At 43.3% G+C, this 19,313-nt stretch carries 18 protein-coding genes and 1 pseudogene; 1 reads left to right on the forward strand and 18 read right to left on the reverse strand.

The window, feature by feature from the left end; all coding sequences use genetic code 11:
* Positions 1-271: 271 nt before the first annotated feature.
* The 18 genes and pseudogenes from EXT48_RS17825 to EXT48_RS17910 form a co-directional block, all read right to left on the reverse strand.
* Positions 272-3,361, reverse strand: a complete 3,090-nt coding sequence (locus tag EXT48_RS17825) for an efflux RND transporter permease subunit (RefSeq protein WP_130165232.1) — start codon at positions 3,359-3,361, stop codon at positions 272-274.
* Positions 3,358-4,419, reverse strand: coding sequence for an efflux RND transporter periplasmic adaptor subunit (locus tag EXT48_RS17830; protein ID WP_130165233.1), 1,062 nt, complete (start codon positions 4,417-4,419; stop codon positions 3,358-3,360). The genes EXT48_RS17825 and EXT48_RS17830 overlap by 4 nt, the downstream gene beginning before the upstream one ends.
* A 494-nt stretch (positions 4,420-4,913) precedes the next feature.
* Positions 4,914-5,330: a F0F1 ATP synthase subunit epsilon gene (locus tag EXT48_RS17835; protein ID WP_010376888.1), complete on the reverse strand. Its 417-nt coding sequence runs from the start codon at positions 5,328-5,330 to the stop codon at positions 4,914-4,916.
* Positions 5,331-5,343: 13 nt separating this feature from the next.
* Positions 5,344-6,729, reverse strand: coding sequence for a F0F1 ATP synthase subunit beta (gene atpD / locus EXT48_RS17840; RefSeq protein ID WP_017218546.1), 1,386 nt, complete (start codon positions 6,727-6,729; stop codon positions 5,344-5,346).
* A 32-nt stretch (positions 6,730-6,761) separates the two neighbouring features.
* Positions 6,762-7,622, reverse strand: a complete 861-nt coding sequence (gene atpG, locus EXT48_RS17845) for a F0F1 ATP synthase subunit gamma (RefSeq protein ID WP_010604140.1) — start codon at positions 7,620-7,622, stop codon at positions 6,762-6,764.
* 52 nt (positions 7,623-7,674) lie between these two features.
* A complete protein-coding gene (gene atpA / locus EXT48_RS17850; RefSeq protein ID WP_010376884.1) occupies positions 7,675-9,216 on the reverse strand; it encodes a F0F1 ATP synthase subunit alpha in 1,542 nt (513 codons plus the stop codon).
* Positions 9,217-9,230: 14 nt separating this feature from the next.
* Complete coding sequence (gene atpH, locus EXT48_RS17855; protein WP_010604141.1) at positions 9,231-9,764, reverse strand: F0F1 ATP synthase subunit delta; 534 nt, start codon at positions 9,762-9,764, stop codon at positions 9,231-9,233.
* A 16-nt stretch (positions 9,765-9,780) separates the two neighbouring features.
* On the reverse strand, positions 9,781-10,251 hold the full coding sequence (gene atpF, locus EXT48_RS17860; protein WP_010376882.1) for a F0F1 ATP synthase subunit B: 471 nt from the start codon (positions 10,249-10,251) through the stop codon (positions 9,781-9,783).
* Between the two features lie 49 nt (positions 10,252-10,300).
* Complete coding sequence (gene atpE / locus EXT48_RS17865; RefSeq protein ID WP_010376881.1) at positions 10,301-10,534, reverse strand: F0F1 ATP synthase subunit C; 234 nt, start codon at positions 10,532-10,534, stop codon at positions 10,301-10,303.
* A 78-nt stretch (positions 10,535-10,612) separates the two neighbouring features.
* Positions 10,613-11,470 carry a F0F1 ATP synthase subunit A gene (atpB, locus tag EXT48_RS17870; protein ID WP_069021955.1) on the reverse strand — a complete coding sequence of 286 codons (858 nt, stop codon included), beginning with the start codon at positions 11,468-11,470 and terminating at the stop codon, positions 10,613-10,615.
* Between the two features lie 15 nt (positions 11,471-11,485).
* The gene (locus tag EXT48_RS17875; protein ID WP_010604145.1) at positions 11,486-11,866 is read right to left on the reverse strand and encodes an ATP synthase subunit I; all 381 of its coding nucleotides are present in this window, start codon (positions 11,864-11,866) and stop codon (positions 11,486-11,488) included.
* A 289-nt stretch (positions 11,867-12,155) separates the two neighbouring features.
* Complete coding sequence (locus tag EXT48_RS17880; protein ID WP_017218543.1) at positions 12,156-13,094, reverse strand: ParB/RepB/Spo0J family partition protein; 939 nt, start codon at positions 13,092-13,094, stop codon at positions 12,156-12,158.
* 15 nt (positions 13,095-13,109) lie between these two features.
* Positions 13,110-13,895, reverse strand: coding sequence for a ParA family protein (locus EXT48_RS17885; RefSeq protein ID WP_010376876.1), 786 nt, complete (start codon positions 13,893-13,895; stop codon positions 13,110-13,112).
* A gap of 14 nt (positions 13,896-13,909) precedes the next feature.
* Complete coding sequence (rsmG, locus tag EXT48_RS17890) at positions 13,910-14,530, reverse strand: 16S rRNA (guanine(527)-N(7))-methyltransferase RsmG (protein WP_010376874.1); 621 nt, start codon at positions 14,528-14,530, stop codon at positions 13,910-13,912.
* A 15-nt stretch (positions 14,531-14,545) separates the two neighbouring features.
* On the reverse strand, positions 14,546-16,435 hold the full coding sequence (mnmG, locus tag EXT48_RS17895) for a tRNA uridine-5-carboxymethylaminomethyl(34) synthesis enzyme MnmG (protein WP_010604147.1): 1,890 nt from the start codon (positions 16,433-16,435) through the stop codon (positions 14,546-14,548).
* Between the two features lie 422 nt (positions 16,436-16,857).
* Positions 16,858-17,295, reverse strand: a complete 438-nt coding sequence (gene mioC / locus EXT48_RS17900) for an FMN-binding protein MioC (RefSeq protein WP_010604148.1) — start codon at positions 17,293-17,295, stop codon at positions 16,858-16,860.
* Positions 17,296-17,704: 409 nt separating this feature from the next.
* Positions 17,705-18,334: pseudogene (locus EXT48_RS17905) on the reverse strand (isocitrate lyase/phosphoenolpyruvate mutase family protein); the annotation flags it as partial.
* A 211-nt stretch (positions 18,335-18,545) separates the two neighbouring features.
* Positions 18,546-18,701: an isocitrate lyase/phosphoenolpyruvate mutase family protein gene (locus EXT48_RS17910; protein ID WP_084204195.1), complete on the reverse strand. Its 156-nt coding sequence runs from the start codon at positions 18,699-18,701 to the stop codon at positions 18,546-18,548.
* A 239-nt stretch (positions 18,702-18,940) separates the two neighbouring features.
* On the opposite strand from EXT48_RS17910, the gene EXT48_RS17915 reads away from it, so the two are divergent.
* The gene (locus EXT48_RS17915; protein WP_130165234.1) at positions 18,941-19,246 is read left to right on the forward strand and encodes a hypothetical protein; all 306 of its coding nucleotides are present in this window, start codon (positions 18,941-18,943) and stop codon (positions 19,244-19,246) included.
* Positions 19,247-19,313: the final 67 nt, after the last annotated feature.

A 19,313-nucleotide genomic window follows, 5' to 3' on the forward strand; every position in this document is an offset into this window, starting at 1 on the left:
ACGGAAATCAGATCGTAATGTTAAATAAGAGGCGTATTGTTGGGTGTAATATTCGATTAATACTTAATATCATAGCGCTCAGCACAGACTCAAATACTCTTGTACATTAGGGCATAATATGACACATCGTGTAGCCTTGATGGGGGTTCCAACTTTACACGTTTCAAAGCAAAACCAGAGTTCTACAACTCATAAGAGTTACAACGTGCAATACAATAAAAAGGCCACAACTAAGTGTGGCCTTGATGGAGTTCAACTAGGTAAATAAATATTATGAAGCCGTTTCAGCATGTGGGAAGTGGGCTTCTCGCTCTTTGTATTTGACGAAAACGGGTAAACTTAACAAAGCAGCCATAACAGAAAGAGAAAATATGGCACTGAATGTCATACCACCAACGATCACAATGGCCAAGCCACGATAAATCTCCGAACCCACGCCAGGAATAATGGCCAGAGGCAACATTCCAAAAATACTTGTCAGTGTACTCATATATATGGGCCGTGCTCGTGATTTAATCGCTAACTGAATTTTATCGCCTATGGTATAGCGCAAACTCTCAAGCTCATTAAAATGACCAACAAACAGAATCGCATTATTAATAACGAGTCCAATTAGAATGATGAACCCCATCATTGAGATAACATCTAAGGGTTGATAGGTAAAAAGATTAACGGTATTGAGTGCTAACATCCCGCCAATCAGTGCAATAGGTAACGATAGCATAATAGCCAAACCATTGCGGAAAGACTTAAACCACCCAGATACAAGTAAAAATAGAATTAGCATTGCAAAGCTAAACTGTTGCAGCATATCCGAAATAAGCTCATTTAATTTACTTGCGCTACCACGATAGGACACCGAAACAGACTGTGGCATATGTTGCTCAATAATAGGGGTCACTTGAACTTTGAGATCGTCAATAAAGGTAGATAAGGGAATGCTAGGCGGTGGCGTTACATTAATTGACAATGTACGAAAGCCATTTAGACGATATAGAGAACTTGGCCCGACATCCAACTCATAATCAACTAAGGTCCTTAACAGGGTAACTTTGTTTTCAAGTGGAAAATACAACGGTGTATCCATTACATTATTGATGGCATCCCAATCTTCCCCTTTGATATAGATTGGTAAGTTTTTTGTGCCATTAGAATATTCCCCAATATAGACACCGTCGGTCAGAGCACGTAACTTCTGCGACAAATTATACTGGGACTCTCCCAACTCAAGCAGCTGATTGTCTTTTGGAGTAAAGATAATTTGTGGGTCATCATTATAAAGCGGTGTATTACTCCACGGGTTGGCATAACCCATATTGGTATTTAGATGCTCATACACTTCACGCCCAATTAATTGCAAATCATCCAGCGACGTACCGGTAAAGTCGATAGTAACCCGGCGATTGGTAGACAAACCAAAACCAAGTAAGGAGTTAAAGTTGGCATACACATTCGCATGTGGAAAAGCCGCGTCCAGTGTGTTTTTTGCCCAAGACTTTAATTGCTCAGCCTGCTCAGGCTCTTTGGGGTATAGCACCAACTGGACCGACGAACTTCCCGAAACAAATGACAAAAATTTATCAATAAGTGGGCCTTGTTGCTGTTCCTGCTCAGCTTCAATCAGTTGATTTATGGGCATCAACAACTCACTGGTTAACGCTTCATGATTCATACTTTGGTTGACATTAACAGATACGTTAACGCGCGTTCCTTCCACTTGCGGTAGAATGTTCAACTTAGGCGCGAGTAATATCAGTCCGGCAATTGGTACTACCACTAATAACAGGAGCATCACACTTCGGTTTCGTGAACTTACTACCATACGTGCAAGGCGTGCAGAAATTCTATCGACAAAGTCTCCTGTCGTATCCAGAGCCTTGATGCTAGGCAAAATATAGCGTAAAAGCAGTGGTAACAGCAGTAATGCAACAAACAAAGAAGCGCCTAGAGCCGATGAAATAGTGATGGCCAAATCGTGGAATAATTTGCCCTCTGCACTTTGCATCAAAAGTATTGGAGCAAATACGATAATGCTAGATACCACTGAATTTACCAGCGCTCCCGATACCTCAGCCATCGTTTTATGTATCGCGTCTACAACACGCTCCCCCTGCTCTCGATATCGCACTGCAGTTTCAACCACGACGATTGCAGCATCCAAAATCATGCCTGTCGACAGAGCAATACCGGCAAGCGATATCACATTAAATGTTCTACCTAAAACCTGCATAGCCAAAAATGTGGCCAAAATGGAAATTGGTAAACTGATGAATATCATCGCGATAACCGGGAGCTTTCTAACAAACAAAAATAGAATTAAAGTAGATAATACAACCCCAAGGATCAGGTTATTTTGCACCATACTTACTGCACTATTGATGGTTTTAGAGTCATCCTTGGTCAATTCCATTTGTACACCTAGCTCAGGCAGTACTGTAGTATTGAGTTCAGTCATCACTTTTCTTAATTGTGCCAAAGATGCCAAAGCATTTGAGCCCGTTGCGGCATTAACGCTGACATAAAAAGCTTGCTGTCGCTTCCAGTAAACTGGCGATGAATCAGTAACAAAAGCATTTTCGATGTAGGCAACATCACCGAGTGTAACCACCTTTTGTTCATTCTTAGCGATAACTAGCCCATTGAGATCTGAGATATCACGACGCCCCTCAAAACGTACCGCAAAGTTGCGTGTACCTTGTTCAACGATACCGACACTTTGATCTAGAGAATTGCGCAAAATATTTAGCATTTGATCTATCGTCAACGTGTATTTAGTCAACTTTTCAGGGTCAAAAATAATATCTATGCGCTGTTCAGTAGACGCTAAAGGCGAGAGGCTGCTAATGCCCGGAATCGCTAGGATTCTAGGTCTAACATATTTCTCAAATACTTCTGTGTATCTTGTTCGATCAGCCGGAACCCCTGCACTATTTGGGAAAAGTACTAGGCCGGCAATGCTTCCTTTATTATCTTTTGACTTGTTTTGAATGATTGGTTCTAGTGCTGTTTTTGGCCGCGTATTAAATTGATTCATCTTATCGATAACTTCAATATAAGCCTCCTGCATATCGGTGCCTGGCTGAAAGGTCATATTTACCCAAGCAAACCCAGTCCCAGTATCGGTTTCATAACGCAACACTCCGGGCACTTTACTTAGCAGCTCCTCTACTGGTTCAACAATCTGACGCTCCATTTCCATGGGCGATGCGCCCGGCCAGAAGTTTCCTACAACAATTCGGTCTTCACCAATATCTGGAAGTAATTGAACAGGGAGTTTGGGTATAGCAGCAATACCCAAGATGATTATGATGAGAAAAAAGCTCACCACGTAGTGAGGGTTTTTCAGTATTCTGCTATTCATAATTGAGCTACCCTTTCATCCACTTTTACTACATCACCGGATTTCAAACCTAGCCCACCTCGAGTGACAACAACCTCCCCGGCAGATAGTGCACCGCTCACGACATAATCACCATTAATGCCAGCAAGCACCTTTACATTGGCTTTTTCTACTGAACTATCAGCTTTTAACTTGTAAACAAAACTATCCTTGCCTCTTGGGATCAGCGCATCACCAGGAATAAGCAGACTATTTGGTATCGTGATTGTGAGTTGTATGGACAGGTTAGAGCCTAATACTAGCTTATCTTTCAATCCAGGTTCCGGTTCAACAAATAGCTTTACAGCGCCAGTCCCTACACTTACTTCAGGTACTACTCTCGCGACTTTGGCTGTGCCTATACGCTTCGGTACCTGTAGCTCACTTTCGATGCTCAGTTCAGCATGCTCATCAATATAATCAAGTAGTTCAATGGGAAGCTGACTAGATAGCTCAATCGCAGCAAAATTATTGACTCTTGCAATCGCATCCCCTTCTTGGACAAATTCGCCTTTACGTACGAAGGTTTCTGCAACAAAGCCACTTTCAGAAGCACGAATTGTACTAAGCGAAATATGTCTTTGGATTTCAGTCAGACTGACTTCAAGCTCAGATACCTTATTTTTGGCGCTCGCAAGCTCATAAGTAAGCTGATCTAACTCCGATTGATTAACACTTTTAGTTTTTGATAAGGTTTCGAGTCGCTTTAACTCAACATTAAGATGCTGTACCTGAGCCTCAGCTTGGTGAATCTCAAAGCGCTTTTTTTGCTCCGACAACGATAGAAATTGAGTATCCAATTGTGCAATCACATCGCCAGCATTTACTCGCTCTCCAATCTTTTTAATCCTAAGAACGTGCGCGCTGCTGTAACTAGATAGTACGATGGCATCTGAATCAACAACCTCTGCAACCAACTTACTCGTGATCCCTCGGCTATTTTCGACAACCGGAGCGGTAGTCACGATACGCTGCGCTAAGCTGTGCTGAGACACAAGGAGTAGCAACAACAAACCGACTTGATGCGTAAAAATTTTCATAACTTGATCCCCGTTGATTTCTCTTTTCTCTGTGTTTGTTTGGGTGAGTTTAGAGAGTAGAGAGCGGATACGAGGAGTGAAGTGTTGTTACCTCACGCCACAACGTGTGACCAAGTAATTATTAGCATAATAAACATATAGTTATTACAACAAATACAGAAAGTAATGAATCGTGACAAACAGCTTAAGCCGGCATATTTGATACGTCAGCATTCCTAAAGAAAGAACTTCAACATAAAGAATTAATACTGTCACAATAAGTTGGTTGCCATTTTGTAGCTCTCCTAAGAGTAGGAAAGTTTAAATGTACTAAGTAATACCAATTCGCTTAATTAAGTGAATTGGAATAAACCCAAGGAGGCAACCTCGGTAAGAAATCTTGAACTTCGTTTGGGTCGGTCGGCTTGATACTTTCAAATTGATTGGGTGGTATACATCGTTCATAAAAAAACCCACGCGATGCGTGGGTTTTTGATAACCAGATAGGTGGTTGCTTATTTGCGCAGCTGGCGAATAACGCGTAGTTGAGCAAGGGCTTCTTCTAGTTGTACCGCAGCTTGTTGATAATCCAACTCACCGGTAGTACCAGAAGCCATTTGCGCTTGCGCTTCACGTTTAGCTTCTTCAGCAGCTTGCTCGTCAAGCTCTTCCGCACGAATAGCAACGTCCGCTAGAACAGTTACTGTTTGTGGTTGAACTTCAAGCGTACCGCCTGCAACGTAGATAACTTCTTCTGAGCTATCTGCTTTAACCAAACGTACCATACCAGGTTTTAGGCCAGTCAGTAGTGGCGCGTGACCTGGATGAATACCAAGCTCACCTTCACTACCTGTCACTTGGATAGTAGTCACAGCGCCAGAGAACAAGCTCTGCTCTGCACTTACTACATCAAGGTGTACTGTCATTGCCATAACAACCTCCTAATTACATGTTTTTAGCTTTATCGATCGCTTCGTCGATTGAGCCAACCATGTAGAATGCCTGCTCAGGCATATCATCGTAATCACCGTTTAGGATGCCCTTAAAGCCAGAGATTGTGTCTTTAAGAGATACGTATTTACCAGGAGCACCTGTAAATACCTCAGCAACGAAGAACGGCTGAGATAGGAAACGCTGGATCTTACGTGCACGAGATACAACTTGCTTATCTTCGTCAGATAGCTCGTCCATACCTAGAATTGCGATGATGTCTTTCAGCTCTTTATAACGCTGAAGAACTGTCTGAACGCCACGTGCTGTGTCGTAGTGCTCTTGACCGATAACTTGTGGGTCAAGCTGACGTGAAGTTGAATCTAGAGGGTCTACCGCAGGGTAGATACCTAGAGACGCGATATCACGAGAAAGTACTACTGTCGCATCTAAGTGAGCAAACGTTGTTGCTGGAGATGGGTCAGTCAAGTCATCCGCAGGTACGTATACCGCTTGGATTGAAGTGATTGAACCTGTCTTAGTTGATGCGATACGCTCCTGTAGAACACCCATTTCTTCAGCTAGTGTAGGCTGGTAACCTACTGCTGAAGGCATACGACCTAGAAGTGCTGATACTTCAGTACCTGCTAGTGTATAACGGTAGATGTTATCTACGAAGAATAGTACGTCACGACCTTCGTCACGGAACTTCTCAGCCATTGTTAGACCAGTTAGTGCAACACGTAAACGGTTACCCGGTGGCTCGTTCATCTGACCATATACTAGAGATACTTTGTCTAGTACGTTTGAGTCGTTCATCTCATGGTAGAAGTCATTACCCTCACGAGTACGCTCACCAACACCTGCGAATACTGAGTAACCGCTGTGCTCGATTGCGATGTTACGGATAAGTTCCATCATGTTTACGGTTTTACCTACACCCGCACCACCGAATAGACCAACTTTACCACCTTTAGCGAATGGACATACAAGGTCGATAACCTTGATACCAGTCTCTAGAAGCTCAACAGAGTTGCTTTGATCTTCGTATGATGGTGCTGCACGGTGAATAGACCAACGCTCTTCTTCACCGATAGGACCCGCTTCGTCAATCGCGTCACCAAGTACGTTCATGATACGACCTAGTGTTGCTGTACCAACTGGAACCTTAATTGGCTCAGCTGTACCTTGTACTGGAGTACCACGACGTAGACCGTCAGTACTACCTAGTGCGATACCACGTACCACACCGCCACCTAGCTGCTGTTGCACTTCTAGTGTCAAACCAGCTAAGTCGCCTTCTGTAACTTTTAGTGCGTCATATACGGCTGGCACGTTGTCTTGTGGAAACTCGATGTCCACAACGGCGCCGATAATTTGGACGACCTTACCTAAACTCATGTCTATTCCTCTTATTAAACTTTGCCGAAGCGTTACACGGCAGCCGAACCGCTCACAATCTCACTGATTTCTTGTGTGATTGCGGCTTGACGTGCCTTGTTGTATACCAGCTGTAGCTCATCAATCAGGCCACCTGCGTTATCAGTTGCGGCTTTCATCGCAACCATACGGGCAGCTTGCTCAGAGGCAGCATTCTCAACTACGCCTTGGTAAACCTGAGACTCAATAAAGCGCACAATTAGTGTCTCTAAAATCGCCTCTGGGCTTGGCTCATATAAGTAATCCCAAGCGTGAGCTGATACTTCTTCTTCAGCTTTTGGCAAAGGTAATAACTGATCGATAACAGGCTCTTGTTTCATTGTGTTGACAAACTTGTTGTACACAACGAATAAGCGGTCAATTTTGCCTTCTTCGTATGCATCTAGCATTACTTTTACAGGACCAATTACGTCCTGAATTGAAGGTGCATCTCCCAGCCCTGCCTTTTTGGCTTCAAGCGAACCACCAAAACGTCTAAAGAAACCAGCAGCTTTGCTACCTAGTGTTGCGAACGACGCCTCAACACCTTTTTCTTTCCACGCTTTCACGTCTTTCGCTACACGCTTAAACTCGTTTGAGTTTAAGCCACCACAAAGACCACGGTCTGTAGAGATAACGATATAACCAACTCGTTTCACATCACGTTCTTCAAGGAACGGGTGATGGAAATCAAGATTAGCCTGAGCAACACGACCGATCACTTTGCGTAAGTTTTCAGCGTATGGACGACTAGACGCTACGCGTTCTTGTGCCTTCTTCATTTTAGAAGCGGCAACCATCTCCATTGCGCTGGTGATCTTTTGAGTATTCTTGATACTCCCGATCTTGCTTTTTATCTCTTTTCCGCTGGCCATGACTCTCTCTCCGAATCTCGGTGAGTAGTTACCTACTCACCTTAATAACACATTACCAAGTTTGCGTAGACTTGAACTTCTCAAGAAGCTCTTTAAGCTGCGCTTCGATCTCGGCGTTGTAGTTACCAGTTTCATTGATTTGAGCCATTAGCTCTGCGTACTCGCTCTTAGCAAATGCGATTAGGCTTGCTTCGAAATCAAGGATCTTGTTGATTTCGATATCTTTTAGGAAGCCTTTCTCTACTGCAAATAGCGATAATGACATATCAGCAACAGACATCGGTGCGTACTGTTTCTGCTTCATTAGCTCTGTTACACGCTCACCGTGTTCAAGCTGTGCACGAGTTGCATCATCAAGGTCAGAAGCGAACTGAGAGAACGCCGCTAGTTCACGGTACTGAGCTAGCGCTAGACGGATACCACCACCTAGTTTCTTAACAATCTTAGTTTGAGCTGCACCACCTACACGAGATACCGAGATACCAGCGTTAACCGCTGGACGGATACCTGCGTTGAACAAGTCAGTTTCTAAGAAGATCTGACCGTCAGTGATTGAGATAACGTTGGTAGGTACGAATGCAGAAACGTCACCACCTTGAGTTTCAATGATTGGCAATGCCGTCAATGAACCTGTTTTACCTTTCACTTCACCATTAGTGAACTTCTCAACGTAGTCAGCGTTTACACGAGACGCACGCTCTAGAAGACGTGAGTGAAGATAGAAAACGTCACCTGGGTATGCTTCACGACCTGGTGGACGCTTAAGTAGTAGTGAGATTTGACGGTAAGCAACAGCTTGCTTAGACAAATCATCATATACGATTAGTGCATCTTCACCGCGGTCACGGAAGTATTCACCCATAGTACAACCAGAGAACGGCGCTAGGAATTGTAGCGCTGCAGATTCTGATGCAGAAGCAACTACTACGATAGTGTTTGCAAGTGCACCGTGCTCTTCTAGTTTACGTACTACGTTAGCAATTGTTGACGCTTTTTGACCAACCGCTACGTACACACACTTAACGCCTGTGTCTTTTTGGTTGATGATAGCATCGATTGCTAGTGCTGTTTTACCAGTCTGACGGTCACCGATCACAAGCTCACGCTGACCACGACCAACTGGGATCATCGCATCGATAGACTTATAACCAGTTTGTACTGGCTCATCTACTGATTGACGCTCGATTACGCCAGGTGCGATTTTTTCAACTGGTTCAAAACCATCGTTATCAACAGCGCCTTTACCGTCGATTGGCTCACCTAGCGTGTTAACAACACGACCTAGTAGACCACGGCCTACTGGTACTTCAAGGATACGACCAGTTGATTTAACTTTTACGCCTTCTTTAAGGTCAGCGTATGGACCCATTACTACAGCACCTACTGAGTCACGCTCAAGGTTTAGTGCGATAGCATAACGGTTGCCAGGAAGCTCGATCATCTCACCCTGCATACAGTCAGCAAGACCGTGGATGCGGATGATACCGTCGGTAACAGATACGATAGTACCTTCGTTACGCGCTTCACTTACAACTTCAAACTGCTCAATGCGTTGCTTGATCAGTGCAGAAATTTCTGTGGAATTAAGTTGCATGCTCTTTTTCCCAATTACGATTGTAGCGACGTCGCAAGACGATCTAACTTGCCGCGAACAGAACCGTCGATTACGGTGTCACCGGCTTTAATCACTAGGCCACTTACAATGGCTTCGTCGATGCTACAATTCAGCTTAACTTTGCGTGCGAAACGTTTCTCAAGTGCCGCGACCAATTTTGCTTGCGTATCATCTGCAAGCACTGTTGCCGAAACCACATCTACTTCGATTTCTTTGTCATAGTCTGCTTTTAATTCTGCAAACAATTCTGCAACAGCTGGGATGGCGGCTAAACGCTCATTTTCGGCCATCAGCTTGATAAGATTTTGACCTTGTTCATTGAGTTGCTCAGCACATAACTTGATAATGATTTCAGACTGCTGTGATTCAGTAGCGATGCTACCAAGTAGCGCCTGAACCTGCTCGTCGCTGGTAACTTGACCAGCGAAGAACAGCATTTCATTCCAAGCTTCAACTGTGCCTTTTTCAACGGCAAGTTCAAAAGCCGCTTTAGCGTATGGGCGAGCGATAGTAGTCAATTCAGACATGCTCATACCCTCCTACTTAAAGCTCAGCGACAAGTTTTTCAACGATGTCACTGTGTGTGGCTTGATTGATTTCACGCTCTAAAATCTTCTCAGCGCCTGCGATAGAAAGTGCAGCGACTTGTGAACGCAGCTCTTCTTTCACACGGTTGCGCTCAGACTCAATTTCAGAGTGTCCCTGAGCAATGATTTTTTCACGCTCTTGCTGACCACGAGTAGTCTCTTCGTCAACAATCAGCGCAGCACGCTTCTTAGCTTGTTCGATGATTTCAGCCGCTTGTGCTTTCGCTTCTTTCAACTGTTCAGCACCTTGTGCACGTACGCGCTCAAGTTCTTTCTCAGCTTCATCAGATGCCGCTAAACCATCTTCAATTTTCTTCTGGCGAGCTTCAATCGCACCATTTAGTGGTGGCCATACGAACTTCATACAGAACCATACGAAGACCACAAATGCGATTAATTCACCTATTAGAGTGGCGTTTAAGTTCACGACCGCTCCTCCTTACTTGACAGTTGTTCGTTTCAGGTATTTTGCAATATTAAAGAGCGAACAACATGTACATAGCGATACCTACACCGATCATTGCAACGGCATCGATAAGACCAGCTAGGATGAACATTTTAACTTGTAGTGAAGGCGCAAGCTCAGGTTGACGAGCACATGCTTCTAGGAACTTACCACCCATGTTACCGAAGCCTAGTGCAGTACCGATAGCACCAAAACCGATTAGTAGTGCAACAGCGATAAGTTTAATAGCAACTGCGATTTCCATTTTTATCTCCAAAGTTTTAATAGTAAATTAAAGTTTAAGTTTAAATTTAAGTTGTAAAAATCTTTATTATTCAGCAGATTAGTGACTTTTTGTACTAGCCATGCTGAGGTAAACGATAGTCAGCATCATAAATACAAATGCCTGAAGTACGATTACCATAATGTGGAATACTGCCCACACGAAGTGCAGTGGTAACTGCATCAAACCAATTGCACCGATAAGGATGAAGATCATCTCACCTGCGTATAAGTTACCGAACAAACGTAGTGCTAGCGAGAACGGCTTAGCAACCAATGCGATTGTTTCAAGTAGTAAGTTAAACGGGATCAACACTGCCATCATTAGTTTGTTTTTAGAGCTAAATGGGTGCAATGTTAATTCTGCAATAAAGCCACCGATACCTTTGATTTTAATTGAATAACCGATCATCAGAATAAACACGCCTAGCGCCAGTGCTGCTGTCATGTTTAGGTCTGTTGTAGGTACAATCTTCATGTACACATCGTGTGAATCCATACCAAATGCTTGTTCACCAACAAAGCCAGCGAATGCAGGTAGGAAGTCAACTGGAATCAAATCCATCAAGTTCATTAGGAATACCCAAACGAAGACCGTTAGGGCTAAAGGTGCAACTAACTTGCTATTACCATGATAAGTGTCACGTACGTTGGCACCAACGAACTCAACAACCATCTCGATAAAGCACTGGAATTTACCAGGAACACCTATAGTGGATTTTTTAGCGGCACTTCGGAAGATCCATAAAAATATCAGACCTAAACCGATTGACCATGCGAGGGTATCTACATGCCATGTCCAGAAACCACTATCCGCACATGCTTTGTTGAAGGCAAGACCGGCATCGGTCGAGCACATCTTGGCATTGGTCAAGTGGTGCTGAATATGGCTTGATAGAGTAACTTCTTCTGCAGCCATGTTTTATCCCAAAAGTTAATGATTAAAAAAAATCAGGACCAACCATTGTGTCAGCATCACGAGCATATACGCGCCAAAGAAAGGCAGCATCATTACTGAAAAATGCTTAAAAATCAGTGCAAAGAGCACAACAGTTAGCAAAAATTTTAATCCATTTCCTCGTTTTATCGAGGAATATACTTGATTTGCTTTGCTTGCACCCATAAATCGAAAGGCGTAAGCAGCAAATACAAAATTAGGGAGTACCAACACAGCGCCGCCAGCTAATGCTGAAACTCCGGCTTGTACTCCCCAACCTATAAAAACGATTACTGCAGCGACTAATGCTACGATACCCTGAATCAAAACACCTTGTAATGCGGCTCGCCTGTATGGGCGGGCTAACGAATGAGTCACTTTATATTAACCTTAATGACGTTAAATTTTATCAGGGTATGAAAACTGGCGAAATTATACTTGTTTCTGCTTAATTTGCAACTTGACGAGGCGAAATGTGACGTTTTTTGGACGCCAAATAGGTCAAAATTTGTTAGGGAGGAAGGCTTAAATTAAAGCCTGTACAAGAGTGGCTATTTTTCCATCAAAGTTCTTCGTATTCTCGCTATTTCGCAGCATATCGGTGAAGAAATAGCGGCGCAAAATAAAGCACCGCATTCACGGATTAGTCAATTGGTTAAGTTTACCGTTAGTCAGCTTCATTCATTTCAGGGTTAATACGCCCCAAAATACCATCAAGCTCATCCAAACTAGCATAGGAAATAACCAGTTTACCTTTGCCTTTTTGGTTGTAGTTGATCTCAACTTTTGCGCCTAAGTTTTCCTGTAATTGCTGTTCAAGCAGCTTCACATCAGGATCTTTTTGCTTCGCTTCTTTTTTCTCAACAGGCTCTAAAATGGTGCGAACCAGTTTTTCGGTTTCTCTTACGGTTAATCCCTTGGCCACAGCAGTTCTTGCCGCTTCAGATTGCGCCTCACCAGTTAGGGCAAGTAAACAACGAGCATGGCCCATTTCTATGTCGCCATGTTCCAACAAGATTTTTACATCATCGTTGAGATTGTTGAGACGAAGTAAATTGGTGACCGTTGTACGCGATTTACCCACCGCATCGGCAACTTGCTGATGCGTGAGTTCAAATTCATTTAGCAATCTATCTAGAGCAATTGCTTCTTCCATTGCATTGAGGTCTTCACGCTGAATGTTTTCAATAAGCGCAATTGCAACAGCCGCTTCATCCGGCACATCTTTGATTAAACAAGGAACGGTATCTTGCTTTGCCAGTTGTGCCGCACGCCAGCGTCTCTCACCGGCAATAATTTCAAAGCTTTGCGTGGTAACTTTACGCACCACAATAGGCTGTAAAATCCCTTGTGAACGGATCGAACTCGCCAGTTCCTCAAGTGCCTGTTCAGACATATCTTTACGCGGCTGATATTTACCCGGCTTTAGCCACTCAATAGGTAATCGTTGTAACTCTTGTTCAACCGCCGATTCGGCAGGTGCTTCACTGACTGTCGCGACCGCTTCTTGTTGATTAGGCACAGGTGCCGCAGCACTTGGATTAGGTTTAGCTGAGCTGAGTAGGGCATCCAACCCTCGGCCTAAACCACGTTTTTTAACCGACATGTTCTTTTTATCCTCTTAGGCAACCGCAGCCGCTTGCTTTTCTTTGCGTCTTAGCATTTCACCCGCTAGCGCTAGATAAGCTTTCGCACCGCTTGATGCTCTATCATAATACATCGCAGGCGCTCCAAAACTTGGCGCCTCCGCTAATCGCACATTACGAGGGATCACAGTCCGGTACACTTTATCGCCAAAGTGTTGTTTTAACTGCTCAGATACGTCGTTAGCTAGACGATTACGCGGGTCGTACATAGTGCGCAAAATGCCTTCAATTTGCAATCCTGGATTCACCAACTTACCGAGTTGGGTAATGGTGTCCATTAAAGCTGTTAATCCCTCCAGTGCATAATATTCACACTGCATCGGAACTAAAACCGCATCGGCGGCAGCCATGGCATTTACCGTTAGCATATTTAATGAAGGTGGACAGTCGATGAATATATACTCATATTTATCTTTTATCGTCTCAAGGGCGTTGCGTAGTCTCACTTCGCGCGCAAACAACTCCATCAGTTTGACTTCTGCCGCGGTTACATCCCCATTCGCTGCGATCAGATGATACTCACCACTGGTTTCTGTGGTGATCACTTGATCCATAGGCGCTTCTTCGATCAACAGATCATAAACCGTTGCAACATCGGCGTATTTATCAACGCCACTGCCCATGGTTGCATTACCTTGGGGATCGAGATCGATCAACAGAACTTTACGTTTAGTCGCCGCCATGGACGCGGCTAAATTCACCGCAGTGGTTGTTTTACCAACACCACCTTTTTGGTTTGCTATTGCAATGACTCTTGCCACATTGTCCTCGACAATTAATCTTTAGAAAGAATGATTAAATGGCGCTCACCTTCAAGCTTGGGCACCACTAAACTAATATCTTGCGATAAACTCACGCCGTTTGGTAATTGTTCTAGCTCATCCGCAGGGTATTGACCCTTTAGTGCTAAGAATACACCTTGGTTATCGATTAAATGTGAACACCACTGGATCATATCTTGTAGTGATGCAAAAGCACGGCTGAGTACACCGTCTAATTTAACACTTGGCTGATATTCTTCAACTCGAGACTGCACTGGGGTAACATTCTCAATGCCAAGCCCATGTTTTACCTGCATTAAAAATCGAACTCTTTTACCAAGGCTATCAAGAAGAACAAAATTGATGTCCGGTCTAGCTATCGCTAAAACCATACCCGGTAAACCCGGTCCGGTGCCAACATCAATATAGTTACTGCCTGTTAAGTGTGGCGCAACAACCAAAGAATCCATGATGTGTTTCACCATCATTTCTTTTGGGTCACGAACGGAAGTGAGGTTGTAGGCTTTGTTCCATTTATCCAGCAGCTGGACATATTCGACCAACTGCTGCTTTTGTTGTTCGCTGAGCTCGATAGAGGTATCAGCGAGTAATTCATTCAATTGTTCTAGTAACACAGTGTTCCACTGCTATTACGCCGACTTACGTAATAGCCCTTGCTTTTTCAGATACACTAATAATAGCGAAATAGCAGCAGGGGTGATACCAGAAATACGTGAAGCTTGGCCAATCGTTTGTGGACGAGCATCACTTAGCTTTGCCACAACCTCATTTGACAAGCCGCTTACCTGAGCATAATCAAACTCAGCAGGCAGTAATGTCTCTTCATGACGAAGCTGTTTATTAATCTCATCTTGTTGGCGTGCAATGTAACCGGCGTACTTAGTTTGGATCTCAACCTGTTCAAGGGCTGGAATATTATCAAACTCAGATCCTAATCCTTCAATTGCCATCAGGTCGTGATAATTAACCTCAGGACGGCGGATCAGATCTTCAAGACTGGCTTCGCGTACCAGTGGTTTTTTCAATAATCCATTTACCGCTTCAAGTGCAGGGTGATCTTTATGGATCCAAGTATTGCGTAGACGCTGTGCTTCTTGTTCCATAACTTCAAGCTTGTCGTTGTATGCAGCCCAGCGTTCATCGTCAACCAAACCTAGTTCGCGACCTTTTTCCGTTAGACGTAAATCCGCATTGTCTTCACGCAGTAACAAACGGTATTCAGCACGAGAGGTAAACATACGATAAGGTTCTTTTGTACCAAGCGTTGCTAAGTCGTCAATCAACACACCGGCATAAGCTTCATCACGGCGCGGTGTCCATGCTTCACGGCCTTGAACTTGAAGGGCTGCGTTCATACCCGCAATCAACCCTTGTGCGCCAGCTTCTTCATAACCGGTTGTACCATTTATTTGACCAGCGAAGAATAAGCCATTGATAAACTTAGTTTCTAATGATTGCTTTAGGTCACGAGGATCGAAGAAGTCGTACTCAATTGCATAACCAGGACGACAAATATGCGCATTCTCAAAGCCTTTAATAGAACGCACGATCTCCAGTTGGATATCAAATGGTAAGCTGGTGGAGATACCATTTGGATACAGCTCGTATGACGTTAAGCCTTCAGGCTCTACGAAGATTTGATGTTTTTCTTTATCAGCAAAACGCACAATCTTATCCTCGATTGAAGGGCAGTAACGCGGACCAATCCCCTCAATCACGCCAGCATACATCGGCGAACGATGTAAGTTATTGCGGATCACATCATGGGTTTTTTCATTGGTATAGGTGATATAACAAGGGATCTGTTTTGGATGATCAGACACTTTGCCCATAAACGAGAAAACCGGAGTAGGGGTATCGCCTGGTTGCTCTTGCATCACTGAAAAATCAACTGTTCTTGCATCGATACGTGGTGGGGTACCTGTTTTTAGACGATCAACTCTAAAAGGCATTTCACGTAAACGCTCAGCCAAAGCGATAGAAGGAGGATCGCCAGCACGGCCGCCTTTGAAGTTTTCTAAACCAATATGGATCTGGCCACCCAAGAAAGTACCAACCGTTAGCACCACTGAAGAAGCGCTAAAGCGTAAACCCATTTGAGTTACGACACCTTTGACCTGATCGCCTTCAACAATCAGATCATCACAAGATTGTTGAAAGATCTTTAAGTTTTCTTGGTGTTGCAAAATGTCTTGGATCGCCGCTTTATACAATGCGCGATCTGCCTGAGCACGAGTCGCTCGTACCGCAGGGCCTTTCGATGAATTAAGCGTTCGAAATTGGATCCCACCTTTGTCGATTGCTTTGGCCATTGCACCACCAAGCGCATCGATCTCTTTAACCAAATGACCTTTACCAATCCCACCAATAGCTGGGTTACACGACATTTGGCCTAAGGTATCCATATTGTGTGTTAACAATAAGGTATTCATACCCATACGTGCAGCTGCAAGTGCAGCTTCAGTGCCTGCGTGTCCACCACCAACAACGATGACATCAAAATGTTCATGATAAATCATTTACGGGATCCTACTTAAAACAACCGAGCAAATTTAGAAAGGATGCGTATTCTACCTAGAATTAACCAGAAGTGAAATGGTTAAACTTTGCACAACGCAAAAAAGAGATCACTTAAAATATATAAGGATCTTTTTAAAGATCTTTATTGATCTTACTACTACTGATCCTTTGATCTGTGAATAGTTTTGTATTCCTGTTTAGATCCAACTGCTTAACTAAGATCAATTGGTGTGAATTAGATCGGATCAATGGGCTTAAAACCTTTGATCAACTTGGCTCTTTATTCACAGGGCTAGATCTGAATTATTTTATCCAATGGATAAGTAAGCGTAGATCAGCAGTTAGATCATAGGTTATCCACAATACGATCTAAAATAGACTGAATTTGTGAATAACTTCTGTGTATTTCAATGTTGCAGCGTTAAGCGACACATTCAACAAACTTAGGTAACCAAGCAATAGCGGTATCTTCTGGTAGATCTGGGTGTAAAACGTCGATCTTTTCTATGTCTAACAGCTGTGTTGCACCTTTTTCTTTAAGTAGATCAGCAAGATTAATAGCTGCATGATTAAAGGTGTCATAACTTGAATCACCAATTCCTACTACCGCAAAGCGTAACTGGCTTAGATCCGAGCTCGCTTTTAATGCTGATATAAAAGGTAATAAGTTTTCTGGATAGTCACCGGCCCCATAGGTTGATGTCACCACCAGCCAAAGTGCTTGCTGACAAGCTTCAAGCTCAGGTTTTTCATGCAAATTCACGGTATAACCTTGAGATTCAAGCGATTCCATTAGCTGTTCAGCAACGTATTCTGCTGATCCCATTTGGCTGCCTACAATAAGATCTAAAGTTTGCATTGTTACCCTTACCTAAGTCGTATTGCGCGCCATCTTAGCGTTTAACGTGAATATGTAAAGAGGGCTTTGAAGTTATTGGATAAAAATATTTGCACAAATAGTGTGTAATTTTTAGTGTTTTCACTTATCCTTATGAAATAAAAGCAGAAAATAAAATATTCCTAAGCTTAACTCGGTGATTTATTTGTGGATAATCTATGGGATAGCTGAGCCTAAAAATACTTTTTTAAGCCAAGGCGCATGCTTGAAACGGTAAGATCTCCGCTGTTTTTGAACAAATTTTGAGGTTGTGGATGAGGTGTTGTGGATAACGATCTAAAAGCTGGAAGTCGATCCAGTCTTTTAGATCTATATAGTTAGATCCATATAATAAAAGAATCTAAAAAAGCGGTCAGATCTTGTGATTTATTTAGTTTGACAGCCAAGTTGTGCGGACTGATTGTTCAAATAAGAAGTCTACAGTATGTTCTTCGAGCAGCCTTCTGGTGGCTGATTCTTGTAGTGCTATCACATGATCGCTGAGAGCATTACCCGATGAGATACGTTTGACTCCTAACTCTGCTAACGCCTGTTTATCACTAAATCCGGGCAACAGCATCACATTGACTGGAATTGAAAGCAGGGCTGTTAGGCGTTTTATCATGGTGGCGTCGGTTAAACCGGGAATAAAAAAGCCATCGCAACCCGCTGCTTGATAGGCGAGTGCACGCTCATGCAGCGTCGCTTCAGTCCACTGTGGTTGTAAGCAAAGATCGCAACGGGCATTAATAAAAAAATGATCGAAACCATTATGACGTAAAGCTTGTTTGATTGCCTGCAATAGCGTTTGGTGTGCCTTTATATCGCGTAAGCTGTTCTGGTGACTGGGTTTGTCTTCAATATTGATACCGGCAACGCCAAGGTCGGCCAATTGGATAATATGGTTGATGATCTGATTTTGATCCGCGCTGTAGCCTGCCTCAATATCAACACTTAATGGAATAGTGATCACCTTAAGAATGGCACTTACTGTTTGTAGTACACGGTCAAATGTGAGTTGTTCTCCATCTTTTTAACCTGAGGTTTGGATAAGAAATGAGCTAACTCATTATTTTTAAAATCATATTAAATTATTTCCTTGTCTAGCCAGAGAGTTTTGGGGATAGCTAGGCGAATTTATGCACCAATAGCTGGCTATTGGAAGTGAATTCAACGCAGGTAGCGCTAAAACTGGCTGCTAGAAAGGCATTAATTATCCGAAGCTCAGGTTTCTAGCCCTGATGATTAGACATACCCCAGCTTGTTGTCGCAACGGCCTGACCACCAGCCTGTTCGATGATAAGCGCTGATGATGGATCCCAGCAGTTAGCTAGAAAAAGCGGGGCTGATTGTTGGTGTAGTGCATTGAAAGTTGTAGATAGAGCCATGTTATTTCTCCTAAGTTGCAGCGCTTAGGATACCTAGTGTACGGGTATTGGACTGGCCAGATTTAGCACTTAACGTGATTGAGTAGATTTGCGGTTATCGCTCAGATCCTTATTATAAGTGTGCTACTCTTTACTTTTTATTAATATTTATCAAAAGCTTAACTATAAGTTTGATGTTGACCTAGTTATATGGATTCGAAATAATAGTGTTGATATTAAGGAACTACAAAAGGTAAAACATGGATAAGGATCTGCACATTAGTGCTGCTGAAAATTGGTACTCATTTCGTATTAATGCATCTGGAGAGTTGGAATTTAAACGTGTCGCACTGTGGGCTGCTGATAAACAGGGCTCTGTAAGAGGGTTAGTCTCTGGTACAGTCAACAAAAAATTCGCCAACTATTTATACAATGCGCCATACGCACACGGTGGTTATATTCATTGGGATGATATGACACCCGATCAACAGAAAAAAGCAAAGCAGGACTGTCAAATAGATATCGACAAGTTAAAGGAGCTGCAAGCTGAGGATGCTAACGCGTAGCTGCCACTCGCTGTGTTTAGCATTTACTTGAAATTGCCGCAGTGCACAAAGCTGCGCTTCATTCTCT

It is taken from the genome of Pseudoalteromonas sp. CO348 (assembly GCF_004208845.1).
GTDB classification, from domain to species: domain Bacteria; phylum Pseudomonadota; class Gammaproteobacteria; order Enterobacterales; family Alteromonadaceae; genus Pseudoalteromonas; species Pseudoalteromonas maricaloris.

Coding starts and splice junctions, on each gene's coding strand:
- atpB (WP_069021955.1), bottom strand. CDS start 11,470: ATGGCTGCAGAAGAAGTTACTCTATCAAGCCATATTCAGCACCACTTG.
- EXT48_RS17880 (WP_017218543.1), bottom strand. CDS start 13,094: ATGTCGGTTAAAAAACGTGGTTTAGGCCGAGGGTTGGATGCCCTACTC.
- atpH (WP_010604141.1), bottom strand. CDS start 9,764: ATGTCTGAATTGACTACTATCGCTCGCCCATACGCTAAAGCGGCTTTT.
- EXT48_RS17910 (WP_084204195.1), bottom strand. CDS start 18,701: ATGGCTCTATCTACAACTTTCAATGCACTACACCAACAATCAGCCCCG.
- atpA (WP_010376884.1), bottom strand. CDS start 9,216: ATGCAACTTAATTCCACAGAAATTTCTGCACTGATCAAGCAACGCATT.
- mioC (WP_010604148.1), bottom strand. CDS start 17,295: ATGCAAACTTTAGATCTTATTGTAGGCAGCCAAATGGGATCAGCAGAA.
- mnmG (WP_010604147.1), bottom strand. CDS start 16,435: ATGATTTATCATGAACATTTTGATGTCATCGTTGTTGGTGGTGGACAC.
- EXT48_RS17915 (WP_130165234.1), top strand. CDS start 18,941: ATGGATAAGGATCTGCACATTAGTGCTGCTGAAAATTGGTACTCATTT.
- atpE (WP_010376881.1), bottom strand. CDS start 10,534: ATGGAAATCGCAGTTGCTATTAAACTTATCGCTGTTGCACTACTAATC.
- EXT48_RS17825 (WP_130165232.1), bottom strand. CDS start 3,361: ATGAATAGCAGAATACTGAAAAACCCTCACTACGTGGTGAGCTTTTTT.
- atpG (WP_010604140.1), bottom strand. CDS start 7,622: ATGGCCAGCGGAAAAGAGATAAAAAGCAAGATCGGGAGTATCAAGAAT.
- atpD (WP_017218546.1), bottom strand. CDS start 6,729: ATGAGTTTAGGTAAGGTCGTCCAAATTATCGGCGCCGTTGTGGACATC.
- EXT48_RS17835 (WP_010376888.1), bottom strand. CDS start 5,330: ATGGCAATGACAGTACACCTTGATGTAGTAAGTGCAGAGCAGAGCTTG.
- EXT48_RS17830 (WP_130165233.1), bottom strand. CDS start 4,419: ATGAAAATTTTTACGCATCAAGTCGGTTTGTTGTTGCTACTCCTTGTG.